The sequence below is a fragment of the Gordonia tangerina genome, assembly GCF_021556435.1.
Classification (GTDB): Bacteria; Actinomycetota; Actinomycetes; order Mycobacteriales; family Mycobacteriaceae; genus Gordonia; species Gordonia tangerina.
The window spans coordinates 1-23137 of sequence record NZ_JAKGCU010000014.1 but is presented as its reverse complement, the minus strand read 5'-3'; the positions used below and the strand labels follow the sequence as shown (position 1 = coordinate 23137).

The 23137-nt window shown below is 66.0% G+C and carries 19 protein-coding genes; 8 read left to right on the top strand and 11 right to left on the bottom strand.

Features of this window, described 5'->3' with window-relative positions; all coding sequences use genetic code 11:
* The first annotated feature begins 50 nt into the window (after window positions 1–50).
* From L1892_RS15075 to L1892_RS15065, 3 genes are all read left to right on the top strand, one after another.
* A complete protein-coding gene (locus L1892_RS15075) occupies window positions 51–1244 on the top strand; it encodes a M24 family metallopeptidase (RefSeq protein ID WP_235724425.1) in 1194 nt (397 codons plus the stop codon).
* Between the two features lie 103 nt (window positions 1245–1347).
* On the top strand, window positions 1348–2592 hold the full coding sequence (locus tag L1892_RS15070; RefSeq protein WP_235724424.1) for an aminotransferase-like domain-containing protein: 1245 nt from the start codon (window positions 1348–1350) through the stop codon (window positions 2590–2592).
* Window positions 2593–2605: 13 nt separating this feature from the next.
* Entirely contained in the window at window positions 2606–3829 is a 1224-nt protein-coding gene (locus tag L1892_RS15065; protein ID WP_372475098.1) for a M20 family metallopeptidase, read from the top strand.
* Window positions 3830–4117: 288 nt separating this feature from the next.
* Here the strand turns inward: L1892_RS15065 and L1892_RS15060 are convergent, their stop codons facing one another.
* From L1892_RS15060 to L1892_RS15045, 4 genes are all read right to left on the bottom strand, one after another.
* On the bottom strand, window positions 4118–5497 hold the full coding sequence (locus L1892_RS15060; protein ID WP_235724423.1) for an MFS transporter: 1380 nt from the start codon (window positions 5495–5497) through the stop codon (window positions 4118–4120).
* A gap of 121 nt (window positions 5498–5618) precedes the next feature.
* The gene (locus tag L1892_RS15055; RefSeq protein ID WP_235724422.1) at window positions 5619–6338 is read right to left on the bottom strand and encodes a GntR family transcriptional regulator; all 720 of its coding nucleotides are present in this window, start codon (window positions 6336–6338) and stop codon (window positions 5619–5621) included.
* A gap of 25 nt (window positions 6339–6363) precedes the next feature.
* Window positions 6364–6861 carry a DUF3830 family protein gene (locus tag L1892_RS15050; RefSeq protein WP_235724421.1) on the bottom strand — a complete coding sequence of 166 codons (498 nt, stop codon included), beginning with the start codon at window positions 6859–6861 and terminating at the stop codon, window positions 6364–6366.
* On the bottom strand, window positions 6858–8279 hold the full coding sequence (locus L1892_RS15045; protein WP_235724420.1) for an amidase: 1422 nt from the start codon (window positions 8277–8279) through the stop codon (window positions 6858–6860). The genes L1892_RS15050 and L1892_RS15045 overlap by 4 nt, the downstream gene beginning before the upstream one ends.
* 65 nt (window positions 8280–8344) lie before the next feature.
* Here L1892_RS15045 and L1892_RS15040 point away from each other — a divergent pair, with 65 nt between their 5' ends.
* On the top strand, window positions 8345–9124 hold the full coding sequence (locus tag L1892_RS15040) for a maleate cis-trans isomerase family protein (protein WP_235724419.1): 780 nt from the start codon (window positions 8345–8347) through the stop codon (window positions 9122–9124).
* A gap of 72 nt (window positions 9125–9196) precedes the next feature.
* Here L1892_RS15040 and nhaA read toward each other — a convergent pair whose 3' ends face one another.
* The 5 genes from nhaA to L1892_RS15015 all read right to left on the bottom strand — a co-directional run bounded on the left by nhaA (window position 9197) and on the right by L1892_RS15015 (window position 13799).
* The gene (gene nhaA, locus L1892_RS15035; protein ID WP_235724418.1) at window positions 9197–10489 is read right to left on the bottom strand and encodes a Na+/H+ antiporter NhaA; all 1293 of its coding nucleotides are present in this window, start codon (window positions 10487–10489) and stop codon (window positions 9197–9199) included.
* A 289-nt stretch (window positions 10490–10778) separates the two neighbouring features.
* Window positions 10779–11171, bottom strand: coding sequence for a PPOX class F420-dependent oxidoreductase (locus L1892_RS15030; protein WP_235724417.1), 393 nt, complete (start codon window positions 11169–11171; stop codon window positions 10779–10781).
* A gap of 5 nt (window positions 11172–11176) precedes the next feature.
* Window positions 11177–11929: a maleate cis-trans isomerase family protein gene (locus L1892_RS15025; protein ID WP_235724416.1), complete on the bottom strand. Its 753-nt coding sequence runs from the start codon at window positions 11927–11929 to the stop codon at window positions 11177–11179.
* A 199-nt stretch (window positions 11930–12128) separates the two neighbouring features.
* Window positions 12129–12737 (bottom strand): DNA-3-methyladenine glycosylase I, encoded by a 609-nt coding sequence (locus L1892_RS15020; protein WP_235724415.1) that lies wholly within the window; start codon window positions 12735–12737, stop codon window positions 12129–12131.
* 60 nt (window positions 12738–12797) lie between these two features.
* Window positions 12798–13799 carry a zinc-binding alcohol dehydrogenase family protein gene (locus tag L1892_RS15015; RefSeq protein WP_235724414.1) on the bottom strand — a complete coding sequence of 334 codons (1002 nt, stop codon included), beginning with the start codon at window positions 13797–13799 and terminating at the stop codon, window positions 12798–12800.
* An 83-nt stretch (window positions 13800–13882) separates the two neighbouring features.
* On the opposite strand from L1892_RS15015, the gene L1892_RS15010 reads away from it, so the two are divergent.
* Window positions 13883–14227, top strand: coding sequence for a winged helix-turn-helix transcriptional regulator (locus L1892_RS15010; protein ID WP_235724413.1), 345 nt, complete (start codon window positions 13883–13885; stop codon window positions 14225–14227).
* 39 nt (window positions 14228–14266) lie between these two features.
* Here the strand turns inward: L1892_RS15010 and L1892_RS15005 are convergent, their stop codons facing one another.
* Window positions 14267–15088, bottom strand: coding sequence for a MerR family transcriptional regulator (locus L1892_RS15005; protein WP_235724412.1), 822 nt, complete (start codon window positions 15086–15088; stop codon window positions 14267–14269).
* A 153-nt stretch (window positions 15089–15241) separates the two neighbouring features.
* On the opposite strand from L1892_RS15005, the gene L1892_RS15000 reads away from it, so the two are divergent.
* From L1892_RS15000 to L1892_RS14990, 3 genes are all read left to right on the top strand, one after another.
* A complete protein-coding gene (locus tag L1892_RS15000; protein WP_235724411.1) occupies window positions 15242–17089 on the top strand; it encodes a glycoside hydrolase family 15 protein in 1848 nt (615 codons plus the stop codon).
* Window positions 17090–17219: 130 nt separating this feature from the next.
* Complete coding sequence (gene sigK, locus L1892_RS14995) at window positions 17220–17825, top strand: ECF RNA polymerase sigma factor SigK (RefSeq protein WP_235724410.1); 606 nt, start codon at window positions 17220–17222, stop codon at window positions 17823–17825.
* Between the two features lie 9 nt (window positions 17826–17834).
* Window positions 17835–19469, top strand: a complete 1635-nt coding sequence (locus tag L1892_RS14990) for a dihydroxyacetone kinase family protein (protein WP_235724409.1) — start codon at window positions 17835–17837, stop codon at window positions 19467–19469.
* A gap of 356 nt (window positions 19470–19825) precedes the next feature.
* On the opposite strand, the gene clpB is transcribed toward L1892_RS14990, so the two are convergent.
* Window positions 19826–22378 (bottom strand): ATP-dependent chaperone ClpB, encoded by a 2553-nt coding sequence (clpB, locus tag L1892_RS14985; RefSeq protein WP_235724408.1) that lies wholly within the window; start codon window positions 22376–22378, stop codon window positions 19826–19828.
* Between the last annotated feature and the right edge of the window lie 759 nt (window positions 22379–23137).

Sequence of the window (23137 nt, the reverse complement as noted above, 5' to 3'; positions counted from 1 at the left end):
GTATTCACCGGCCGCACCATCGGCCGGGACGACCCGACAGGAGACCACGGATGTACCTCGGCGCTCAGCTGTTCACCGACAGCGAGTACGAGCAGCGCCTGACCCGTGTCCGCGAACTCATGGACCGGCAGGGCCTCTCGGCGATCATCGTCACCGACCCCGCCAACATCTTCTATCTCATCGGGTACAACGCGTGGTCGTTCTACACCCCACAGATGCTCTTCGTGCCGATCGAGGGCGAGATGGTGTTCTTCGCCCGGGAGATGGATGCGCACGGCGCACACCGGACTTCATGGCTACCCGAGGATCAGATTGTCGGCTACCCGGAGAGCTACGTGCACCGTCCGCACGTCCACGCATTCGACTGGGTGGCATGGGCGTTGCGCCAGCGCCACCAGATCGCACCGGCGTCGCGGGCCGGGTCGGTGGGGTTGGAGATGGATTCGCACTTCTTCTCCCCCAAGGCCTACCGGGCCCTGTACAACGCCATTCCGGAATGGAAACTGGTGGACAACTTCGAATTGGTCAACTGGGTGCGGTCGGTGAAATCCGACGCCGAGATCCAGTTGATGCGCCAGGCCGGCATGGTGTGTTCGGAGGCGATGCGCGCAGCCATCGAGACCATCGACGTCGGTGTTCGCCAATGCGATGCAGCTGCGGCGATCTCGCAGGCGCAGATCACCGGGACATCGGACTTCGGCGGTGACTATCCGGCGATCGTGCCGATGATGCCGACCGGGGCCGCCGCCGACACACCGCATCTCACCTGGCATCAGGGCACGTTCACCGACGACGAGGCGGTCGTCATCGAACTCACCGGCGCCCACAACCGATATCACTGTCCCTTGGCCCGCACGGTGTCCCTCGGCACACCGTCGAAAGATCTCGACTACGTCGCCAACGCCACCGCGGAAGGTCTCAACAACGTCCTCGAGGCCATCCGTCCGGGCGTCGCCACTCGCGAACTGGCGTCCACCTGGAACTGGACGCTGGCCAAGTACGGGCTCGAAAAGCCATCCCGCCTGGGCTATTCGATCGGTATCGGATACCCGCCCGACTGGGGCGAGCGCACCATCAGCATCCGCACTGAGGACGAGACGATCCTGGAGACCAACATGACCTTCCACATCGTGTGCGGAATGTGGATGGACGACTACGGTTTCGAACTCTCCGAATCGGTGCGGGTCAGCCCCACCGGAGTGGAGACGTTCACGAGTTTCCCGCGGGAGCTGATCCGAAAATGAAGCCCCGATCCCTGACGGCCGAGCGTCACCCCCCGACCCCTGAGGAGCGGGGCGCTAGCCGAGCGTTACGAAGGGCCCCAACCACGCCGAGAGAGGTGAACCGATGACCGCCACCGCCGACACCCACAACCTGCGCCATTCCGGTCCCACCCTGCCGCTGGCGGGCCGGGCCAAAGATCTGGTCGGCTCGATGATCGACTCGTCCACGTCGCTGCTGGCGGCCCAGACCCACGACATCGTGCGCTTCGCGATGGGCTCACCCGCCGACGAAGCGGTACCGGCCGACGAGTTCCGGCAGATCGCCGGGGAGATCCTCGACAACTCGTCGTTCACCTACGGTGCCACCGAGGGTGAACCGCGCCTGCTACAACTGCTGGTCGACTACCTGGCCACCACCCCGGATCCGTCCAGCCTCGACCGGCTGGTCATCACCACCGGCGGCATGCAGGGCCTCGATCTGGCCTGCAAGCTGTTCGTCGATCCGGGCGATCTGGTGGTCGTCGAGTCACCCACGTACACAAATGGCAGCGCCACCGCCCTCTCCTACGGTGCGCAGCTGCTCGAGGTCCCGACCGACGAGGACGGCATGCAGGTCGACACCCTAGAGGATCTCGTCTCCCACACCCATCAGACGCCCAAGGCGATCTACACGATCCCGACCTTCCAGAACCCGTCGGGTGTGACCCTGTCCGAGGAGCGCCGACGCGAACTGCTGCGCCTGGCCCACAAGTGGGGTGCGGTGATCATCGACGACGACCCGTACGGCCTGCTGCGTTTCGCCGGCGAGGACCTGCCCACGTTCCAGACGCTGAGCCCCAAGGACCCACTGATCTTCTCGGTGCGGACGTTCTCCAAGATCCTCGCGCCGGGCTGGCGCGTCGGTTGGGTCGACGCCGACGCGTCGTTGCGCCAACTGCTCATCAACGGCAAGCAGGCGATGGACACCTGCACGAATGTGCCGAACCAGCACATCGTGGCCGAGTACATCGCCCGCGGCGGCCTGGAGGATCATCTCGCCGGAATCCGCAAGCTCTACCGGGAACGCAAGGAGGCCATGCTGGACTCCATCGCTCGACATCTCGGCGATCGGGTGGTCACCACCAACCCGGACGGCGGCTTCTTCCTCTGGGTCACCCTGCGTGAGGAGTTCGCCGAGATCGACACCCGCGAGTTGTTCGAGCAGGCGCTGGCCGACGGGGTGGCGTTCATCCCCGGTCCCGCGCTGTCGCCGGGTGGTCGGTTCCGCAACGCCATGCGGCTGTGCTTCGCCTCGAGTACCCCGGAGCGGATCGAGGAGGGCATCGCCCGCCTGACCGGCACGCTGGAGAAGATGGCTCATACTGGATGACGGAATCCATTCGATGACCAGAAGAGCTCCCGGAGGTCGCGACGTGTCCCTGTCCGAAGCCGAGTCCGGCGTGTTGTCCCACATCAACGCCGATACCGTCGCCATGCTGACGGCGAGTCTCGTCGAGGCATCCAGTGAGAATCCCGGCGGCACCGAGGCCGCAGCGGTCGAGGTGCTCGAGAAGGCCTGCCGCAGCGCGGGTTTCTCGGTCGCGACGCGAGAAGTGGAGCCGGGGCGACCGAATCTGGTGGCCACCATGGCCGCAGGTGACGGACCGGGGTTGATGTTGCTGGGACACTCCGATGTGGTGCCCGCCGGCCCGGGCTGGTCGGCGGACCCGTACCGCGCGCGCTTTGCCGACGGCCGGTTGTACGGGCGTGGCGCCACCGACATGAAAGGTGGGTTGGCGGCGGCCGTGGTCGCCATGCAGGCGCTGTCACATGCCGGCGCCTATGGTGCCGAGCTGACCGGACCTGTCCGGCTGGTGTGCACGGTCGACGAGGAGGAGCACGGGATCGGTGTGCGCGATTTCGTCGCTCAGCAACCCGATCACGAGTTTGCCGGCTGCATCGTGGCCGAACCCACCGACCTCGAAGTGGTCCGGGGGTGCCGTGGCGCCTCCTACCTGGAGATCGACATCACTGGGCGTGCAGCTCATTCCGGGCGTCCGGCCGACGGTCGCAGCGCCATCAATGCGGCCGCGTCCATCATCGATCTGATCCGTTTTGATCATGATCAGCTGGCGATGACGTCGGACGACCTACTCGGTTCGGGCACCTGGAATGTGGGCACGATTGCCGGCGGCCAAGGCATCTCGGTGGTGGCACCGATGTGCAGTCTCGGCATCGACCGACGGCTGATGCCGCACGAGGATGCCCAGAGCATCGCCGCTCAACTGCGCCGGGCGATCTCGGCGGCCCACATCGATACCGACGGAGTGTCGGTGGATGTTCGGGTCACCATGGAGATGCCGGGATTCGCCACCGACGAATCACACGCGCTGGTCGGTACCACCGTTGGCGCCATCACCGATGCCGGTGGCACCACCTCGGTCGGCGGCTGGAGCGCCGCCTGCGATGGCGGCTTTGTCAGCCGCGATCTGGGCATCCCGGCCATCGTCTGCGGACCGGGCGAAATCCACAGCGAGGCACATCAACCCGACGAATCGGTGGCGATCGCCGACCTGGAGACTGCCGCCCGGGCCTACGCGCTCACCGCCCTGCGGCTACTGAGCTGAGAGTCGGTCCGACCACCACCGCTGATCGAGTAACCCACCAGCCGCCATGCCAGCGCGCACTACCTCTGCTGATCGAGTAGCCCGCGAGCCGCCAAGCCAGCGCGCACTACCTCTGCTGATCGAGTAACCCACCAGCCGCCAGGCCAGCGCGCACTACCTCTGCTGATCGAGTAGCCCGCGAGCCGCCAGGCGAGCGCGCGCTACCTCTGCTGATCGAGTAGCCCGCGAGCCGCCAGGCGAGCGTGCGTATCGAGATCCCCCCAACACACACCCGCCCGGCCGACCCCGTCAGGCCGCCCGTGCGGCCATCGCGAGATCGCGTTCCTTGGACGGGATCTCCGAGCCCCGGATCGACACTCCCGCGGTCTCCTTGAGGAAGACCAGAGCGACCATACCGATGGCGCACGCGATCATCATGTACAACGCGGGGAACAGATTCCATCCGGTCCCCTCCACCACCGCGTCGTTCACCAGCGGCGCAGTACCACCGAACGCGGCGGTGGCCACGTTGTAGGAGATCGCGAAGCCCGCATACCGCACCTGCGTCGGGAACATCGCCGGGAAGGTCGCCGAAATGGTGGACAGCTGCGGGATGTAGAGCAGACCGAGGATCACGAAGCCCATGATCGCCCAGCCAAAGCCCTGGCCCATCAGCCAGTACAGCGGCAATGCGAGGACGAACAGGCCGATGAGCGACGCCCACCACATCGGTTTTCGTCCGGTCCGGTCAGACCAGGCGCCGAAGAACGGGATCACCGCCATCATCACCAACTCACCGATGAGGATGACCGCCGTAGACGTGTCCGTACTCATCCCGATGGTGTTCTCGAGGTACGTCGGCTGATACGCCAAAAGCGTGTAATTGGCCACGTTGAGGGCGATCACCATGCCGAACATGACCACGACGGGCTGCCAGTACGTCTTGACGAGGTCGATCAGCTCACGACCGGGTGACGCCTCGAGTTTGTGTTCGTCCTCGAGTTCCTCGAACACCGGGGACTCGTCGACCTGGGTACGGAGGTAGAGCCCGACGAGGCCGAGCGGGAGGGCGAGGAAGAACGGCAGGCGCCATCCCCAGGTGGCCATCGCGTCGTCGGTCAGCAGCAGGTCGAGCAACAACACCACCGCGGATCCGAGGACGAATCCGGCGAGAGTGCCGAATTCGAGGAAACTGCCGTAGCGTCCGCGCTTCTTGTCGGGTGCGTACTCGGCCATGAAGGTTGCCGCGCCGCCGTACTCGCCACCGGTGGAGAATCCTTGCACCACACGCAGCAGGATCAGCAGTACCGGAGCCCACACGCCGGCCACGGCGTGGGTGGGAAGGACGCCGATCAACGCGGTCGCACCGGAGATCAGCACGATGGTCAGGGCGAGCACCGAACGTCGTCCGATGCGGTCTCCGATGGGTCCCCAGACGAAGCCGCCGAGGGGGCGGAGCACGAATGAGATGGCGAACCCGAGCATCGTGCCCAGGGTGCCGAGATCGCCGGGGAAGAAGGCGTCGGTCAGATACGTCGCGGTCGCGGCGTAGACACCGTAGTCATACCACTCGGTGGCGTTGCCGATGGCCGATGCGCTGATTGCTTTGCGCAGGATCGACTTTCCCTCGGGTGATTCCGGATCGGGTCTGGGGTGTGCATTCGCCGCGGACGGCGTGGGATTCGTCATCTGAGCCTTCCTCGATTTGGTTCGGCCAGTTGTCGTGTGTGGGGTTCACGGAGGTGAACGACGCGTGGTGCGATCGAGAAGCAACGATGACGAGATGGGACCGATCAGAGACCTGCTGCGATCACCCCGCCGACACCACGCCGGCCAGATCGGGAATGTCATCTCCGACCAGTCGGTGCAGTCCGTCGTTCATGTGCTCGATCATCAGCGCGTCGGCCGCCGGCGCGTTTTTCGCCGCGATGGCGTCGACCAATGCCTGATGTTCCTCTATCCGTTCCTTTCCCGATGCGTAGGTTCCCCGCATCGCCCGCAGACACATTCGCGTCTCCACCAGGATCGTTTCGTGCAACCGCGAAAGTCGCTGGCTGGCGGCGTGATCCACCAGCGTCTGGTGAAAACGCATGTCTGCGTCGGCCATCTCGACCCCGTTCGGGTCATCGATGAACTCTCGCATCTGTGCCACTACATCATTCAAGTCGTCGATGGCGTCGTGATCCCCACGATAGATCACCTGTTCCACCGCGGCACGTTCGACTGCAGTTCTCGCCACGTACATGTCCCGTATGTCCGAATTGTCCATCGACACAACGAAAAGGCCGCGATTCCGATGGCTGACGAGCAACCCTTCGGCGGTGAGTCGTTGCATCGCTTCCCGCAGCGGTCCACGGCTCACCCCGAGGTCGGCGGCCAGCCCCGATTCGGTCAATTGCGACCCCGGCGCGAAGTCGCCGTTGGCGATGGCATCGTGCAGTTTGCGCGCGATGATCGCCGGCGTCGACTCCTGCACGAGCGGGGTCAGGACCCGTTTGCGTCCGGATCCTCGTTGCCGCGTTCCACTCATCTGCATTACCCCTTGTTGTTTACTCTCATGCACGCCGATACGAGAGTGTTTCGCCGCGCGCGCCGCCCATCCAGATGTCATTGCACGCCGCGGCGAACGCGTCGAGCCCCTCGGTGATGGTCCCGAACACGTTGCCCGGCACCCAGCCCACGTCCCCGTTGATCAGCAGATTGTTGCGTCCGTAGAAGACCGCGAGATCGATCAGCAGACGATGTGCGCCCGGCGCACCGCCGGGTTCATACCCGTAAGCAGGGTTGTCGAGCACGCCGTCGAAGGTGAAGTAGCACAGGTCGCCGGGGATCGGGGTCACGGTGGTGTTCTCCGGACCCGGCTCGACCGGCGCGAAGGCCGGTAGCAGGGTGTAGATCTCGTTGCGGGCGAATTTGCCGTGATATACCTGGTCACCCAACGGAAGCGCATCCCACACGGCCGCCGCGGTACGCGGCGCCTCGTCGTCGAGCAAGCGCGCCACCGCGGTGACACCGCGCTGTTCGAGTGTGACCGTGATGTAGCGGTCGCTCATCGTGCGCCCTCCCGGGTCCGGAACGGCGCGATACGCTCGTATGCCGCCGCCACCCGCAGTACCGTGTCGTCGGCGTGGCGGGCACCGACGATCTGCAGGCCGGTCGGCAACGGCGCAATCGCGTCATCGTCGAATCCGCTCGGCACGGTGATCGCCGGTTGACCGGTCAGGTTGAACGGATAGGAATAGGGCGTCCACGACGTCCAGTCCGGCGAGTCAGATCCAGCCGGCACGTCGACGCCGGCCTCGAACGCTACCCGCGGCGTGCTGGGTGTGATGAGCACGTCGTAGTCGAGATGCAGGTTACCCATCTCGACGCCGAGCGCCATCCGCACGGCGGTGGCATCGAGGTAGTCGGTTGCCGAGAAACCGGCGTGACGGGCCAATGCCGCAGCCAAACCGTGGTCGATCTTCTCGTGCGCGCCCGGGCCCAGCGCGCGCACCACCACGTCGGCGCCACTGAACCACAGGATGTGATACGCCCATGCCGGGTCCGACCAGCTCAGGTCGATCTCGGTCACCGAGGCACCCAGCCCACGCAATGCATCGACGGCTACCTCGGTGTTGCGTTGCACCACTGGGGAGTTGGTTCCGAAACCCAGATCGGGGCTGTAGGCGATCCGGACTCCGTCCAGATGATCCGGTGCGAGCGCGAGCTTCTCGGCCGAACTCGTGGTCGGTGTCGGCATCGCCCACCAATCGCGCGGATCGAATCCACTCAGCACGTCGAGCATCGTCGCGCAGTCGGCGACCGTGCGCGTCATCGGGCCGGCATGTGCCAGAGTCCCGAAGGGACTCGCCGGATACAGCGGGACACGACCAAAGGTCGGTTTGAAACCGACGATCCCGCAGAAGGATGCGGGAATGCGGATCGATCCGCCGCCATCGGTGCCGACCGACAGCGGACCGAGACCGGCCGCCACCGCCGCCGCACTGCCGCCACTCGAGCCACCAGAGGTGCGGTCGGAGTTCCACGGGTTGCGGGTGACACCGCACCGCGGGCTGTCGGTGACGCCCTTCCAGCCGAACTCCGGCGTGGTGACCTTGCCCAGCAGCACCGCGCCCGCCTCACGCAGGCGTGCCACCACCGGAGCATCGACGGTCCAGGCGTCATCCTCGGGTTGAATCAGTTCGGATCCCCGCAGGGTGGGCCAGCCCGCTGTCAGGAAGAGATCCTTGATGCTCACCGGCACGCCATCGAGCGGACCCACGGGAATGCCGTCCGCGTGTCGTCGGGCGGACTCGCGGGCGTCGCGCATCGCCGCGTCGGAGTCGACCAGGCAGAATGCGTTGATGACAGGGTTCTCGTCGTCGATGGTCGCGAGTAGTTCTTCGGTCACGGCGACCGGGGAGAGTGCCCCCGACCGGTACCCCGCCCCGAGCTCGGTGGCGGTGCACCAGCGTGCGGTTGTGTCCATCGGTTCCTTCAGCAGATCGTGCGGTTCTTGGTAGATTGTTGACAATCTACCCGGGAGGTCTGTGAGTGACAACCAGAACGCCAACCGTCGCATTGCTCTATCCAGGTCATGCCGCCGAAGACGACTACCCGCTCGCCGAGACCGGCCTCGACGGCGCGATCCGGCTGCCGGTGGTCATCACCGAGATCGAATCCGACGATCACACGGTGGAGGCCATGCGCGCCGTGGGAACCGATACCCCGCTGCGCGAGGGAGCCCAGCGCGCCATGCGCCATGAGCCGGGCGCCCTGATCTGGGCCTGCACGTCCGGCAGCTTCCTATACGGCTGGGAGGGCGCACATGAACAGGTCGCCCGGGTGGCCGACCAGGTGGGTCTGCCGGTGTCTTCGACGTCCCTGGCATTCGCCGCTGCCTGCCGCGAGCTCGGTGTGACGTCGGTGTCGGTTGCCGCCACGTATCCCGCTCCGGTCGCCGACGGTTTCACGACCTTCCTCGCCGGCGCAGGCATCTCGGTGGTGTCCTCGTCGGCCCACGACGTACACACCGCGACCGAAGCGGGAATCCTGGACGGCGACAACCTGTTCGAGATGGTCCGCGCGGCCGACTCGGCCTACACCGAGGCGGTGTTGGTTCCCGACACCGCGCTGCACACCATCGGCTGGATCGCCGATCTCGAACGCGAGGTCGGCAAACCCGTACTCACTGCGAATCAGGTGACCACTTGGCAGGCAACACGTTTAGTCGGCCTACAACTGTCCGTCGACGGCTTGGGGGCGCTGTTCGGCGGCACCGTTCCCGAATCCCGAGTAGCGTCGGCGGGAGTGCATCCCCCGCTGGTTGAGTAGCGGCGAGCGAGCCCGCGAGCCCGCCGCCACCAACCACCGCAACCGATCTCGACAACGTCCCCACGCTGCCCGCTACTCGACAGGCAGTACGGACCGATCACGCACCTCGTGTTCGTGCTGTCGGCGATAGTGACGGTTCCGAGACCGTAGGACCACTGTTGCCAGCGTCGCCGACACCACCGAACCGAACAGCACGCCCACTTTGACGTACTCCTGTCGGTCAGGGTCGCCGGCGAAGGCGAGTTCACCGATCAACAACGACACGGTGAATCCGATGCCGGCCAGCATGGCCGCCCCGATCACATCGACCCACTTGAGACTGGAGTCCAGCGATGCCGGGGTCACCGACGCCACCAGCCAGGTGGTCCCGAAGATCCCCACCACCTTTCCGATCACCAGTCCTGCGACGATCCCCATCGCCACCGGCTCTTGCAGTGCCGAGACGAGACCGCCGACCCCGCCAAAGGCCACCCCCGCAGCGAAGAACGCGAACACCGGAACGGCCACGCCCGAGGAGAGCGGTCGGATCGTGTGCTCGAAACGTTCGGCCAGCCCCGGGCCGTCGTCGCGATCACCGGTTGTGCCGGCACGCAACACCGGCACGGTGAACCCGAGTAGCACTCCGGCAACCGTCGCGTGCACTCCCGACTCGTGCACGAAGGTCCAGGTGAGCCCGGCCAGCGGCACCAGGAGCCACCAGGATGTGATGCGCCGCTGCACGAGAATCGCGAACAGCACCAACGGAATCACTGCCAGACCCAGGAAGGTCAGGTCGATGCTGTCGCTGTAGAACACCGCGATAATGGTGATGGCAAGCAGGTCATCGACGACGGCGAGTGTGAGTAGAAACGTCCGTAGCGCGACCGGCAGATGTGTTGCGACCACTGCGAGAATCGCGATGGCGAAGGCGATGTCGGTGGCCGCCGGTATGGCCCAGCCCTGCATCGCGTCGGCACCCTGACGGTAGGTCACGGCGATGAACAGTGCTGCGGGGACGATCATGCCGCCCAGTGCCGCGGCAACCGGCAGGGCCGCGCGGCGCGGGTCACGGAGATCGCCGGCCACGAATTCCCGTTTGAGTTCGAGTCCGACGACGAAGAAGAAGATCGCGAGCAAGCCGTCGGCAGCCCACGCCGTGAGGCTCAGGTCGAGATGCAGACCGACGACGTCGGCACCGACCTGGGTGTCTCCGAGGGTCTCGTACCCGTCACTCCAGGGCGAGTTCGCCCATACGAGCGCCAGTAGCGCCGCACCCAGGAGCAGGAATCCGCCGACGGTGTCCCGCCGCAGCACATCGGCGAGCCGTCCCGTCGGCGTCTGACGGTGCTGCGTATCAACGGTTTCCGCCGATCCCCGCCCGGTCATGGCGACACATCGTTCGCCACACGATCATGATCCCTTGCGCTCACCGAGCAATGATGTACCCACATGTGGTGTCCTTGGCCTTTCATCGTCGACAACTTGCACGTGGGTGTCACGACAGTGACATCACCTCGTGGCCGACCAGGCTTCCCGGCACACCGCAGCCCAGTGTAGCCTAACGAATCCCGATGGCGCACATCGATTGCCGACAGAGATGCCTCAATCAGATCGAAATACGTTGCCTGCCAACACACCAACGGAAACGGAAGTCACTCGATCATTGCGCCCGACGTCATGTCACCGAAGGTGTGATCGCGATGCCCACGGTGCCTGCCTTGCCGCGCCGCCACGTCGACGCCGTGACCAACACCTTGCCCAGCAGGCCGTACTTACCCTTGATGAGGTCGCGGACGTGTTCGGTGGCTGCCGGGTCGAGGATCTCGGCGGTGCCGTCGACCGCGGCGCCACGGGTGGTCTTGCCGCGGGCGTCGCACGCCTGCACGACGACCCTGCCGTCGCGGCGGATGCGCTTGACCTTCCACGACTCGGCCTCCGTCCACATCACCATGCGATCGCCATCCATCGCCGCCCAGATGGGCGTGGGTTTCGGCGTGCCGTCCTTGCGGAACGTGGTCAGCAGGACGTACTTGGCGTCGGCGGCCTCGCCGAACGGTGCATCGGACATGGATGTCAGGCTACGCGCGCGAACAACGACTGCCCATCGTCGGCGGACAACGACTCGGCCACCAGGCCCGCTTCGGACAGGGTGGCCCACGCGGTGACCTGATTGGCCGACAGCACCGGCTTGCCGAGTTCGGCCTCCATCAGGCCGAGGATCTCGTAGGTCCAGAGATTGGTGCAGGACACGAAGATGGCATCGGCGTCGGGATGGTCGGCCTGCCGGATCAGGTCGCAGGTCACCGCATACGGAATCGTCCAGATCTCATGGTCACGGCCCAATCCTGCCTGTGACACCACCGTTCGGCCGGCCTCGCCGATGAAGTCACACAGCAGGCCGGTCAGCGCTGATGTGTACGGGGTTGCCACTGCGATGCGGCCGAGGTCCATGGCGTCAAGCGCCCGCACCAGCGCCTCCGAGGTGGTCACCGCGGCCTTCGCTCCGGCGGCCACCATGCAGTGCGACAGCTCCTTGGCCCCGGTCATTCCGTAGACGAAACTTCCTGATGCACAGGCGTATCCGACCACGCGCGGGCCGACCGCAGTGATGCTGCGGACAGCGGTGGTGATGTCTGCGTGGTTGTTGAGGTCGCGGCACAGGTCGACATCCACCGGGGCATCGATGAAGCCCGTGCGCGTGAAGTAGATCGACGCCGAGTCGGGCATCCACCGCCACAGCTCCCGGTCGAGCGCCATATCGAACGGGCACACCATCCCAATGCCCACCTGATGCTGGGGGACACCCGTTACCTCTACCGGTTTCATGCTGGAATGATGACACGTTGTCGGATTGTCAACAATCTGTGCGAGATGACATTTGTGTTACGCGATCGACGCTGGTCAGTCGCCCATTTCGATGGCGATGACGCGGGTTCTCTCGGTCCACGCGGGACGACACCGTTCCCGCAGGTCGATTCCGTTCCCGCAGGTCGTCGACGGCCCGCGCGACCCCAGCCGACCGGCGTCAGCCGATTGGACCCGCAGGACGTGCCGCTGCCCGCGCGGCCGCGACCCGCTCGCGCGTCACACACTGCACCGCGTGGTCGTTGACGATCCCGCTGGCCTGCAGCAACGCGAACATCGTGGTGGGTCCGACGAATTTCCAGCCTCGCTTCTTGAGGTCCTTGGACAGCGCAACCGACTCCACCGACGTGGTCTGCGACTGTGGCTCCGCCGCCGCCTCCGCCTCGAAGCGCCAGAAAAAACCCGGTAGTGAGCCCTCCTTCTCGATGAGCTCCTCCGCGCGGCGGGCGTTGTTGATGGTCGCCTCGATCTTGCCACGGTGACGGATGATGCCCGCATCGCCGAGGAGCCGGTCGACATCGGAGTCGGTGAAACGGGCGACCTTCTCGATGGAGAATCCGACGAACGCGGCCCGGAAGTTCTCCCGCTTGGTGAGGATGGTGCGCCAACTCAAGCCGGACTGGAACCCTTCGAGGGCGACCCGCTCGAAGAACGCATCGTCGCCCTCGAGCGGGAATCCCCATTCCTCGTCGTGATACGTCGTCTCCGGCTCGACAGCGGCCCAGCCGCAGCGCGTCGCGCCATCGGCTCCGGTGGTCACGAACGACATGGCACTCCTCAGGTTCGGCGATCAACGCACCCTACCGCTGGGCTCCGACACGTCCGATGGTCAACGGATGACGACGGTTTTCCCGATGGCTCCGCCGCTCTCGGAGATGCGGTGCGCCTCGCGGAGATTCTCGACGGTGAATCCCTCGAAGACCTGATTCACCGTGCTGCGGATCGTGCCGTCGTCGACAAACCGCGCCACCTCATCGAGTATTCGATGCTGACTGTCGTCGGACGGAAGATAAAGCGGTTTGCTGAACATGAGCTCCCAGTGCCAGCTCTGACTCTTGCTCTTCAGCGGCAACGTGTCGAGTCCCTCCGGTTCGTCGATGGCCACCACCTGACCGTGCACGCCCATGATCTCGGCGTAGGTCTCCACGTTGCCGCGGGAGTGGGGTGAGAACACGTAGTCGACCCCTTCCGGCGCCAAGGCGCCAACCTGATCGCGCATCTCTCGCGGAGCCACCACGTGGTGTGCCCCCAGATCCCGTACCCAGTCGGCCGAGCCGGGCCGCGACGCGGTTGCGATCGCGGTCACTCCCGTCAGCTTCCGCGCCAACTGCGTGACCATCGAACCCACGCCACCTGCCCCGGCGACCACCAGAAGTGTTCCAGCGGAGGACTCCTCGAGCCGCAACTTGTCGAACAGCACCTCCCACGCGGTCAGCGACGTGAGCGGCAAAGCCGCCGCATCACCGAAGCTCAGTGATGCCGGCTTGTGCCCCACGATGCGCTCGTCAACCAGCTGGACAGCGGCGTTGCTACCCGGACGGTTGATGACACCCGCGTAGTAGACCTCGTCACCCACAGCGAAGCGGGTGACTGCCGATCCGACCCCGACCACGACACCGGCCGCGTCGAAGCCGAGCACCTTCGGTCCGTCGGCGGGATCGAACGAGGCGCGGACCTTGACGTCGACCGGGTTGACCGAGACGGCCCGAACCTCCACGAGCAGATCATGTGGGCCGGGGTCGTCCACGACGACGTCGAGCGTGACGAACGACGTGTCGGCGTCGATCGGACCGGGTGCGGTGGCGGCGATGGCAGATGTGGTTGTCGGCATGGCGCTGACAGTATCCAGAGGACCCTGGTTACCCGCAAGGGATATTGGTATCCTTCGGGAACCTATGCACGTCAGGAGGATAAATGAGCACAGCTCAACACCGCGGTGACGCCTACTCGGCCACATGCCCCTGCCGAGGGATGCTCGACCTCCTCGCCGACAAATGGAGCGCCCTCATCATCGGTGCCCTGCGGTCGGGCCCGATGCGTTTCGGTGAGCTCCGCACGCGACTCGACGGCATCAGCCCGAAGGTGCTCACCGCCACGCTGCGCCGACTCGAAGAGCACGGCATCCTGACGCGCACCGTGTATCCGGCGGTGCCGCTACACGTGGAGTACGCACTGACCGACCTGGGCGCCGACGCCTCGGTGCCGCTTGACGCACTTCGCGACTGGGTGGAGGACAACTTGCCGCGCTTTTCGCACTAGAGTCCGGCGCGGGATACCAGCGGGCCCGGCCCCGACGCCTCAGGCCGACGCGGTGATCGGCATCTGCAGTTCGGTCTGCCACTTCTCCTCGGGCTCGGGATGACTGAGCAGGTACACCTCACGTGCGGTGCCGTCGGTGATGTAGCCGTTGTCGTCGATCCAGGTGGCCAGGATCTGATATCCCTCACCGATGTTGGCCATCTCGCCGTGGTGCACATACGAAGCAACCTGCTCCTGAGCCGGCAGGGTGGAGATCACGAGACCGTCGACGGTCACCCCGTCGGCGACGGTGCATGCCGCGCTGACGGACAATTTGCCGTCTGCCGTGGGTGCATAGGTCGCGACGATCGGACCCGCGGGTTCCACACCGGCCGGCCCGAGTGCGGCGAACAATTGACCGAACAGAGGTTGGATGACGGGCGCGACATCGGCGGAGTCGGTGCTCTCGGCGACTCCGCTGATCGACGCGATCCGGAGTGCCTCGACGGATTTCACAGTGACAGAGGTGGTGCTCATGGTGCCTTCCCTTTCGATCATCCGAAGTCTCGCCTCGATGCGCCGGAGCCGGTCGGTGTCGGCCTCGATCTGGGCGGCCACCTGCGATTGCCGCAGAGTCAGCATGCCGCGCAGCTCGGCGGTGTCGACGTCGGCGTCGATGATCCGGGTCACCTCGGACAAGGTGAACCCGAGATCCTTCAGCGCGACGAGCCGGTTGAGTCGACGCAGCTGATCGGCCTCGTAGTACCGGTAGCCCGTGTACTCGTCGACGCGTGCCGGTTGCAGGAGCCCGATCGAGTCGTAGTGCCGCAGCATCCGCACCGACACCCGACCCATGGTGGCGAAATCTCCGATGGTGAACATGACACGATCACACTCCTGCCTCACACGGTGTCAGGGTCAAGCGCCCGCGGCCCGACGACCCATCGATATCGAATCGTGGCATCGGATCACGACTCTGTGACCGTATGCGGTCGACGGCGGCCGCGGGCGCGCGAGCCTGCCTACGGTGCGGATATGTCCACCCGCTGCGACGGCGCCACCACCACGTCCTCCCCCACGCCCGCGTATCTCCCGATCGCCGACCATGGCGTCATCGGCGATCTACGCACCGCCGCGGTGATCGGGGTCGACGGACGCATCGACTGGTTCTGCTGCCCCCGGTTCGACTCCCCGAGCGTCTTCGGTTCGCTGCTCGACGCCGAGCGTGGCGGCGCGTGGACGATAGAGCAGATCGATGGGGATGTGACGACCCGGCAGTTCTATCTGCCCGACTCCAACGTCCTGGTGACCCGCTTCATGAGCGACGACGGTGTGGCCGAGGTCCAGGACCTCATGCCGATCGCGCGACCACACGATCCCAAGCACCGCACCCGCATCGTGCGGCGAGTGGTGTGTGTCCGCGGCAAGGTGAGATTCCGAATGCGCATCGCGCCGCGATTCGACTACGGGCGCGCCCCGCACACCGTCGCACTGGGCGACCCCGGACGAGCAACGTTCTCCGCCGAGGAATTCGCCCTACACATCCTCGCCGACGCCGACTGGCAGATCGGCGACGACAATGACCTCGAAACCACCTTCACCATCCACACCGGCGAGTCGATGACCACCGTCGCAGCGCCCGAACCCATCGCCGACGACTGTTTCGCCCACGACCGCGCCCCGGAGGTGGTGGCCGAGACCGTCGCATTCTGGCAATCGTGGATTTCGCAGTCGACCTACGCCGGCCGGTGGCGCGAGATGGTCCACCGCTCGGCGCTGACGTTGAAACTGCTCACGCACGAGCCGAGTGGTGCCGTCGTGTCGGCGGTGACCGCCGGGCTGCCGGAGAGCATTGGTAGCGAACGTAATTGGGACTACCGCTACGTCTGGATCCGCGACACCGCATTCACGCTGTACGCATTGCTGCGACTCGGGTTCACCGACGAGGCCGCTGCGTTCATGCAGTGGTTGACCTGCCGGTTCGACGACGGCGTGGACGAACAGACCGGGCCACTACGCCTGATGTACACCCTCGATGGTGATCCCCCGCCGACGGAGACGCGGCTGGACTGGGAGGGCTACCGCGGGTCGTCGCCGGTGGTGGTCGGCAACGCCGCCGCCCAGCAACGCCAACTCGACATCTATGGCGAGCTCATCGACTCGGTGTATCTGTTCAACAAGTACGGACCGGGCATCTCGTATCAGTCGTGGACTCAGCTCTGCGACGTAGCGGCCTGGCTGGTCGACAACTGGGACGCACCGGATCAGAGCATCTGGGAGGTCCGCACCGAACCGCGCCATCATGTGTACTCGCGGCTGATGTGCTGGGTAGGGCTGGAGCGGATGATCCGGATGAGTCGTCAGCGTGGGCTGCCCGGCGATATCGCCGGCTGGATGACGGCCCGCGACGAGATCTTCACCCAGATCATGGAACGCGGCTGGAACGAGAAGCTGGGCGCCTTCGTGCAGACCCTCGACGCCGACCGCCTGGACGCCTCGCTGCTCCTGATTCCGGCCGTGAAACTGTTGGCGCCCACCGACGACCGTTTCCAGAGCACGCTTCGGGCCATCGAAGACGAACTCGTCAGCGACTCGCTGGTGTTCCGCTACGACACCACCGACGGCCACGACGGCCTCGACGGCGGCGAGGGCACTTTCTCGCTGTGCTCGTTTTGGTACGTCGAGGCGTTGACACGCTCGGGCCGTCTCGCCGACGCCCGGCTGGCGATGGAGAAGATGTTCACCCACGCCAATCATCTGGGCCTCTACGCCGAGCAGATCGGGTTGACCGGCGAGCAGCTCGGCAACCTGCCGCAGGCCTTCACTCATTTGTCGCTGATCAGTGCGGCCATCAACCTCGATCGACGGCTGGCCGGCGGATGAACCGCCGTTACCTTTCCGTTATCCGAGTTGCAAATGCATCGCAGATGGTCTGCCGACAGCGGGTGTGGACCCGAATCGTCGATAGCGTTTTCGTATCGGCTGCAACACTCATGACGCGACAGGTTCATCCATGACGGTTCTCGACATTTCGCCCGCCACCGCGACGCGCACCGTGACCGATTCGGATATCGACCTCGCCGACCTACTCCGACGTGTCGGTGGCGGCGACCATGCCGCGTTCGCCGCCCTCTACGACAGCACGTGCGAGCGGGTCTTCGGAATGGTCCAGCGTGTGCTGCGCGACCCCGGATACAGCGAGGAGACCACTCAGGAGGTCTATCTGGAGGTGTGGCGGTCGGCATCGGCGTTCGATCCCGCCGCGGGGTCGGCGTTGTCGTGGCTGATCACCATGGCGCATCGCCGCGCGGTGGACCGCGTGCGGTCGGAGACGGCATCGCATCGGCGCACCACCGAATACGGGCTGGCCTCGCTACGCCCCGAGGTCGACGAGGTATCCGATGCCGTGGAGATCCGCGCCCGACGCCGGGAAGTCCGAGACGGCATGGACGCGCTGACCAACCTGCAGCGAGAATCTGTGGAGCTGGCCTACTTTCAGGGTCTGACCTATCGCGAGGTCGCCGACCGGCTGGGCATCGGGTTGCCGGCCGTCAAATCCCGCATCCGCGACGGCATGCGCAGACTTCGCACCCACTTGGAGCCGGGTCACGCTGCCTAGGGTGGAGTCGTGACCGCACACCAGTACGTCCTCAACTCCCCCGACACCTTCATCACCGACGCACTGCGCGGCTTTCTCGCCGCCAACCCGCGCATCGCCTGGCGGCCCGACCCCGGTTTCCTGCACCGTCGCGAGGCTCCGGGCTCCGGTGTCGCGGTGATCTCCGGCGGCGGGTCGGGCCACGAACCGATGCACGCCGGGCTGATCGGCGCGGGCCTGCTCGACGCCGCCTGCCCAGGCCTGGTGTTCACATCACCGAACGCACTGCAGATCGTCGGCGCCACCCGATGGGCCGACCGCGGGCAGGGCGTGTTGCACGTGGTGAAGAACTACACCGGCGACGTGATGAACTTCCGGATCGCCCGTCACCTGCTCCGCGAGGAAGTCGCCACCGATCACGTCCTCGTCGACGACGACGCCGCGACCGAGTCCGAGTCCGGTCCCGGTCGCCGCGGGACCGGGGCGACCATCGTCGTCGAAAAGATCTGTGGCGCAGCGGCCGCCCGCGGGGACGACCTCGCAACAGTCGCCGAACTCGGCCGCCGGACCGCCGACAACGCCCGCAGCTTCGCGGTTGCCTACCGCGCCTGCACCATCCCCGGAGCGCAGTCGGCGACCTTCGACCTCGAACCAGGCCAGATGGAGTTCGGTGTCGGCATCCACGGTGAGGCCGGTGAGGCGCGGACCCAGCAGGTCGGGGCACGGGAGTTGGTTCACCGCATGCTCGATCGCATCGTGGAATCACTGGGTCTCGGTGCGGGCGAGCGGGTGATCTGCCTGGTGAACGGCCTCGGCTCAGCCCATCCGCTCGAGTTGTCGCTGGTGTTCGGGGAGGTTGTCGCCGATCTGTCGCAGCGCGGCGTCACGGTCGGTCGCTCGATGGTCGGCACCTATGTCACCGCCCTGGACATGACCGGCTTCTCGATCACCCTCGTCCGTCACGACGACGAGATCCTGGACCTGTTCGACGCCGACACCGACGCGCCGGCGTGGCCCGCGCACATCGGCCGCGGTCCGGCAGAGGTGAGTGATGTCGAGTTCACCGAACCCGACGACGCCGCCTCCGAGGGCGACGAGTCGGCGTGGCTGACAACCTTTGTGACTCGCGTTCGCGATTCGATCGACGACCTGACCGCGCTGGATCAGCAGGCCGGGGACGGAGACTTCGGCACCAACATGCAGGCGGCGCTCGGCCATTTCGAGGCGCCGCTTCGCGGGACGGATGCCGAGGTGTTGACGGCGATCAGCACCTCGTTCCTGGTGCGCGCCGGTGGTACCTCCGGCGCCGTGTTCGGGGTGCTGTTCCGTCAGCTCGCGTCCGCGTTCGCGGAATCCGACGACTTCGCTGCGGCCCTGCGCGACGGCACGGCCGCAGCACTCGCCGAGATCAAGGACCTCGGTGGCGCGGAGGTCGGCGACAACACCATGGTCGACGCGTTGGCCCCGGCAGCCGACGCGTTGGCCGGGGGCGCGGCGCTCGATGAGGTCGCGCAGGCAGCCGAGGACGGCGCCGAATCCACCCGCGACACCACCGCCGCCAAGGGTCGGGCGAGCTATGTGGGCGAGAATGCCCGCGGCGTGGTCGATCCGGGCGCGCTGGTCGTCTCGTGGTTGTATCGGGCCGCGGCCGAGGTCGGTAGCTGAGGCCGGTCTCGATACGTCACTCGCTGCCGCTCGCGACTACTCGACCATCGAGTTGGGGGCCCCATCGCCGTGGCGGGTTTCGCAGCGGCCCGACCCCACCCCGCGAGTTACACAGCGGCCCGCCCCGCCCCCCGAGTTTCGCAGCGGCCCGACCCCACCCCGCGAGATTCGCAGCGGCTCGACCCTGCCCCGCGGGTTGAGTAGCGCCGAGCGAGCTTGCGAGCCCGGCGCGTATCGAAACCCGTAACGCAAGAATCCGCCCATGACTGAAATCGGCCCCCTCGGACAGTTCCGAGGGGGTATCCCCTCGGTCCGACCTGAGGGAGCCGATTTCAGTCAGTTCCGACTCTGCCCGCTCAGCCGAGCACCAACGATTCCCCGTCGGCACCCACATTCACCGGCACCACGTCGCCGTCGTGAATGTCACCGGCCAGCAACGCCTTCGCGAGCTGGTCGCCGATCGCCTGCTGCACCAGCCGCCGTAGCGGACGGGCACCGTAGAGCGGATCGAAGCCACGCTCGGCCAGCCACTCCTTTGCCTTCGGGGTGACCGACAGCTCGAGGCGACGCTGCGCCAGGCGCTTGCCCAGCTGGGCGAGCTGGATGTCGACGATGGAGACCAGTTCCTCCGGGCTCAGCGCGTCGAAGACGATCACGTCGTCGAGGCGGTTGATGAACTCCGGCTTGAACCTGCTGCGGACCGCCATCATCACCTGATCCTTGTCACCACCCGCGCCCAGGTTGGACGTGAGGATGAGGATGGTGTTGCGGAAGTCCACCGTGCGGCCCTGACCGTCGGTCAGGCGACCCTCGTCGAGCACCTGCAGCAGCACGTCGAACACGTCCGGGTGGGCCTTCTCGATCTCGTCGAACAGCACCACCGTGTACGGCCGGCGCCGCACCGCCTCGGTCAGCTGACCACCCGCCTCGTACCCGACGTAGCCGGGAGGGGCGCCGACGAGCCGTGCGACGCTGTGCTTCTCGCCGTACTCGCTCATGTCGATACGCACCATGGCGCGCTCGTCGTCGAACAAGAACTCCGCCAGCGCCTTGGCCAGCTCGGTCTTGCCGACACCGGTCGGGCCGAGGAACATGAACGAGCCCAGCGGACGGTTCGGGTCCGCGACACCGGCACGGGCACGCCGCACCGCGTCGGACACCGCCTGCACGGCGGCCTTCTGGCCGATGACCCGGTGTCCGAGTTCATCTTCCATCCGCAGCAGCTTGGCGGTCTCGCCTTCCAGCATGCGGCCGGCGGGGATGCCGGTCCACGACGACACGACCTGCGCCACATCGTCGGGGCCCACCTCCTCCTGCAGCATCACGTCCTGGCCGGGGTCGGTGCCGGTCTTCTCCAGCGCCGCCGCCAGTTCCTTCTCGAGGCCGGGGATCTTGCCGTACCGCAGCTCGGCGGCACGGCCCAGATCGCTCTCGCGTTCGGCTCGATCGGCCTCTCCGCGAAGACGTTCCAGCTCCTCCTTGACGTCGCGCACGGCGTCGATGGCGGTCTTCTCCGACTGCCAGCGAGCCGACAGTTCGTTGAGCTTCTCCTTCTGGTCGGCCAGTTCGCCGCGCAGCTTCTCCAGTCGTTCCTTCGAGGCCTCGTCGGTCTCCTTCTGCAGGGCGACCTCTTCGACCTCGAGGCGGCGCACGATGCGTTCGACCTCGTCGATCTCGACAGGCCGCGAGTCGATCTCCATCCGCAGCCGCGACGCGGCCTCGTCGACCAGGTCGATGGCCTTGTCCGGCAGGAAGCGCGAGGTGATGTAGCGATCCGACAGCGTGGCCGCCGACACCAGCGCGGAGTCGGTGATGCGCACACCATGGTGCACCTCGTAACGATCCTTGAGCCCACGCAGGATGCCGATGGTGTCCTCCACCGACGGCTCCCCCACATAGACCTGCTGGAAGCGCCGTTCGAGGGCAGCATCCTTCTCGATGTGCTGGCGGTACTCCTCCAGGGTGGTGGCGCCCACCAGCCGCAGCTCACCGCGGGCGAGCATCGGCTTGATCATGTTGCCGGCGTCCATCGCGGAGTCGCCGGTCGCACCGGCGCCGACGATGGTGTGCAGCTCGTCGATGAAGGTGATGACCTGTCCGGCCGATCCCTTGATCTCGTCGAGCACGGCCTTGAGCCGCTCTTCGAACTCGCCGCGGTACTTGGCGCCGGCCACCATCGAACCCATGTCCAGGGAGATGACCGTCTTGTTGCGCAGGGACTCAGGGACGTCGCCGGCGATGATCCGCTGGGCGAGGCCCTCGACGATGGCCGTCTTGCCGACGCCGGGTTCACCGATGAGGACCGGGTTGTTCTTGGTGCGGCGGCTCAGCACCTGCACCACGCGGCGGATCTCGGTGTCGCGGCCGATGACCGGGTCGAGTTTGCCCTCACGGGCGGCTGCGGTCAGGTCGGTGGAGTACTTCTCCAACGCCTGATAGGTCGACTCGGGGTCCTCGCTGGTCACCCGCGCGCTGCCACGCACGGACACGAAGGCGTCGCGCAGGGCCTGCGGGGTGGCGCCGACATTCGCCAGGAGCTTGGCGGTGTCGGAGTCGCCGGTGGCCAACCCGACCAGGATGTGCTCGGTGGACACGTATTCGTCGTCGAGCTCGCCGGCAAGCTGCTGAGCCGCGCTGATGGCCGCGATCGATTCGCGGGAGAGCTGCGGCTGCGCGCTCGCGCTGGACACCGTCGGCGCTCGGTTCACCAGCGCCTGGGCCTGCGACCGAACCGCCGACGGGTCCACCCCGACCGCCTTGAGCAGCGGTGCGGCGATGCCGTCGGACTGATCGAGCAGGGCCACCAGGATGTGGGCCGGGCGCACGTCGGAGTTGCCAGCAGAGGCCGCCGCCTGCACAGCAGCGCTCAGGGCCTGCTGCGTTTTGGTGGTCGGGTTGAAGCTGTCCACGGGCGTGTACCTTTCTCTCTTTAGTCCAACAGGCTCAAGTATGAGCCATACGCGAGGTGTAACGCCACCAGGGTTGAGTGCATTCCGCTCAACTCTGTACGTTTAGTGGAGTGGGTCACACTCCGCCCGTGCCGCGCGCGGTCAGTTTCTGGACTGGCGTACGCAAATTCTGGATTCCTGGACTGGAATGCCCCTCTGGTCACAGATTCTGGACTGGGCTCCCGAGGAAGCTACGACAGTCGGACGGCCCGCCAAAGCGTCGGCCACCGCCCGGACAGCTGCACGATGTCGGACTCCAATGGTGGAATAGACGCGGTGGACGACGATGAGCCGTGTCCTCGATTGGACAGTCGGCCAGTGGATGAAAGCGTGGAGCAGCGATGAATAAGTCGAATCAGTCTTGCGTCAGCCTCGCTAGTCAGCTCGGAATTGACCCGGTGACCGCGTTGACGATCGCCCGACTTCTGGGCGAGTCGAAGCCGCTGACAGTCGCTGACTCGATTTCGGGCCCGGTATGCGCACATATCGTAGAGCTCCACTCGGACCCCACGAGGGCTAGTTCATGGTCTCGCTTCCTACACCTGGCAATCCAATCGTCGCGTCACCAGATGGGCCGCAAGCAGGCCCGCGAGCTTACCGGCTCTTCCTGATTCAGAGTGCATCCAGGCGTTCGGCGAGCTGTCCGGAATGGATCAGGGACCGCAAGATGTAGTGGCCGAGGTTGCGGAATCCGAGGGCGATGCCGCGTAGATGCTCGAG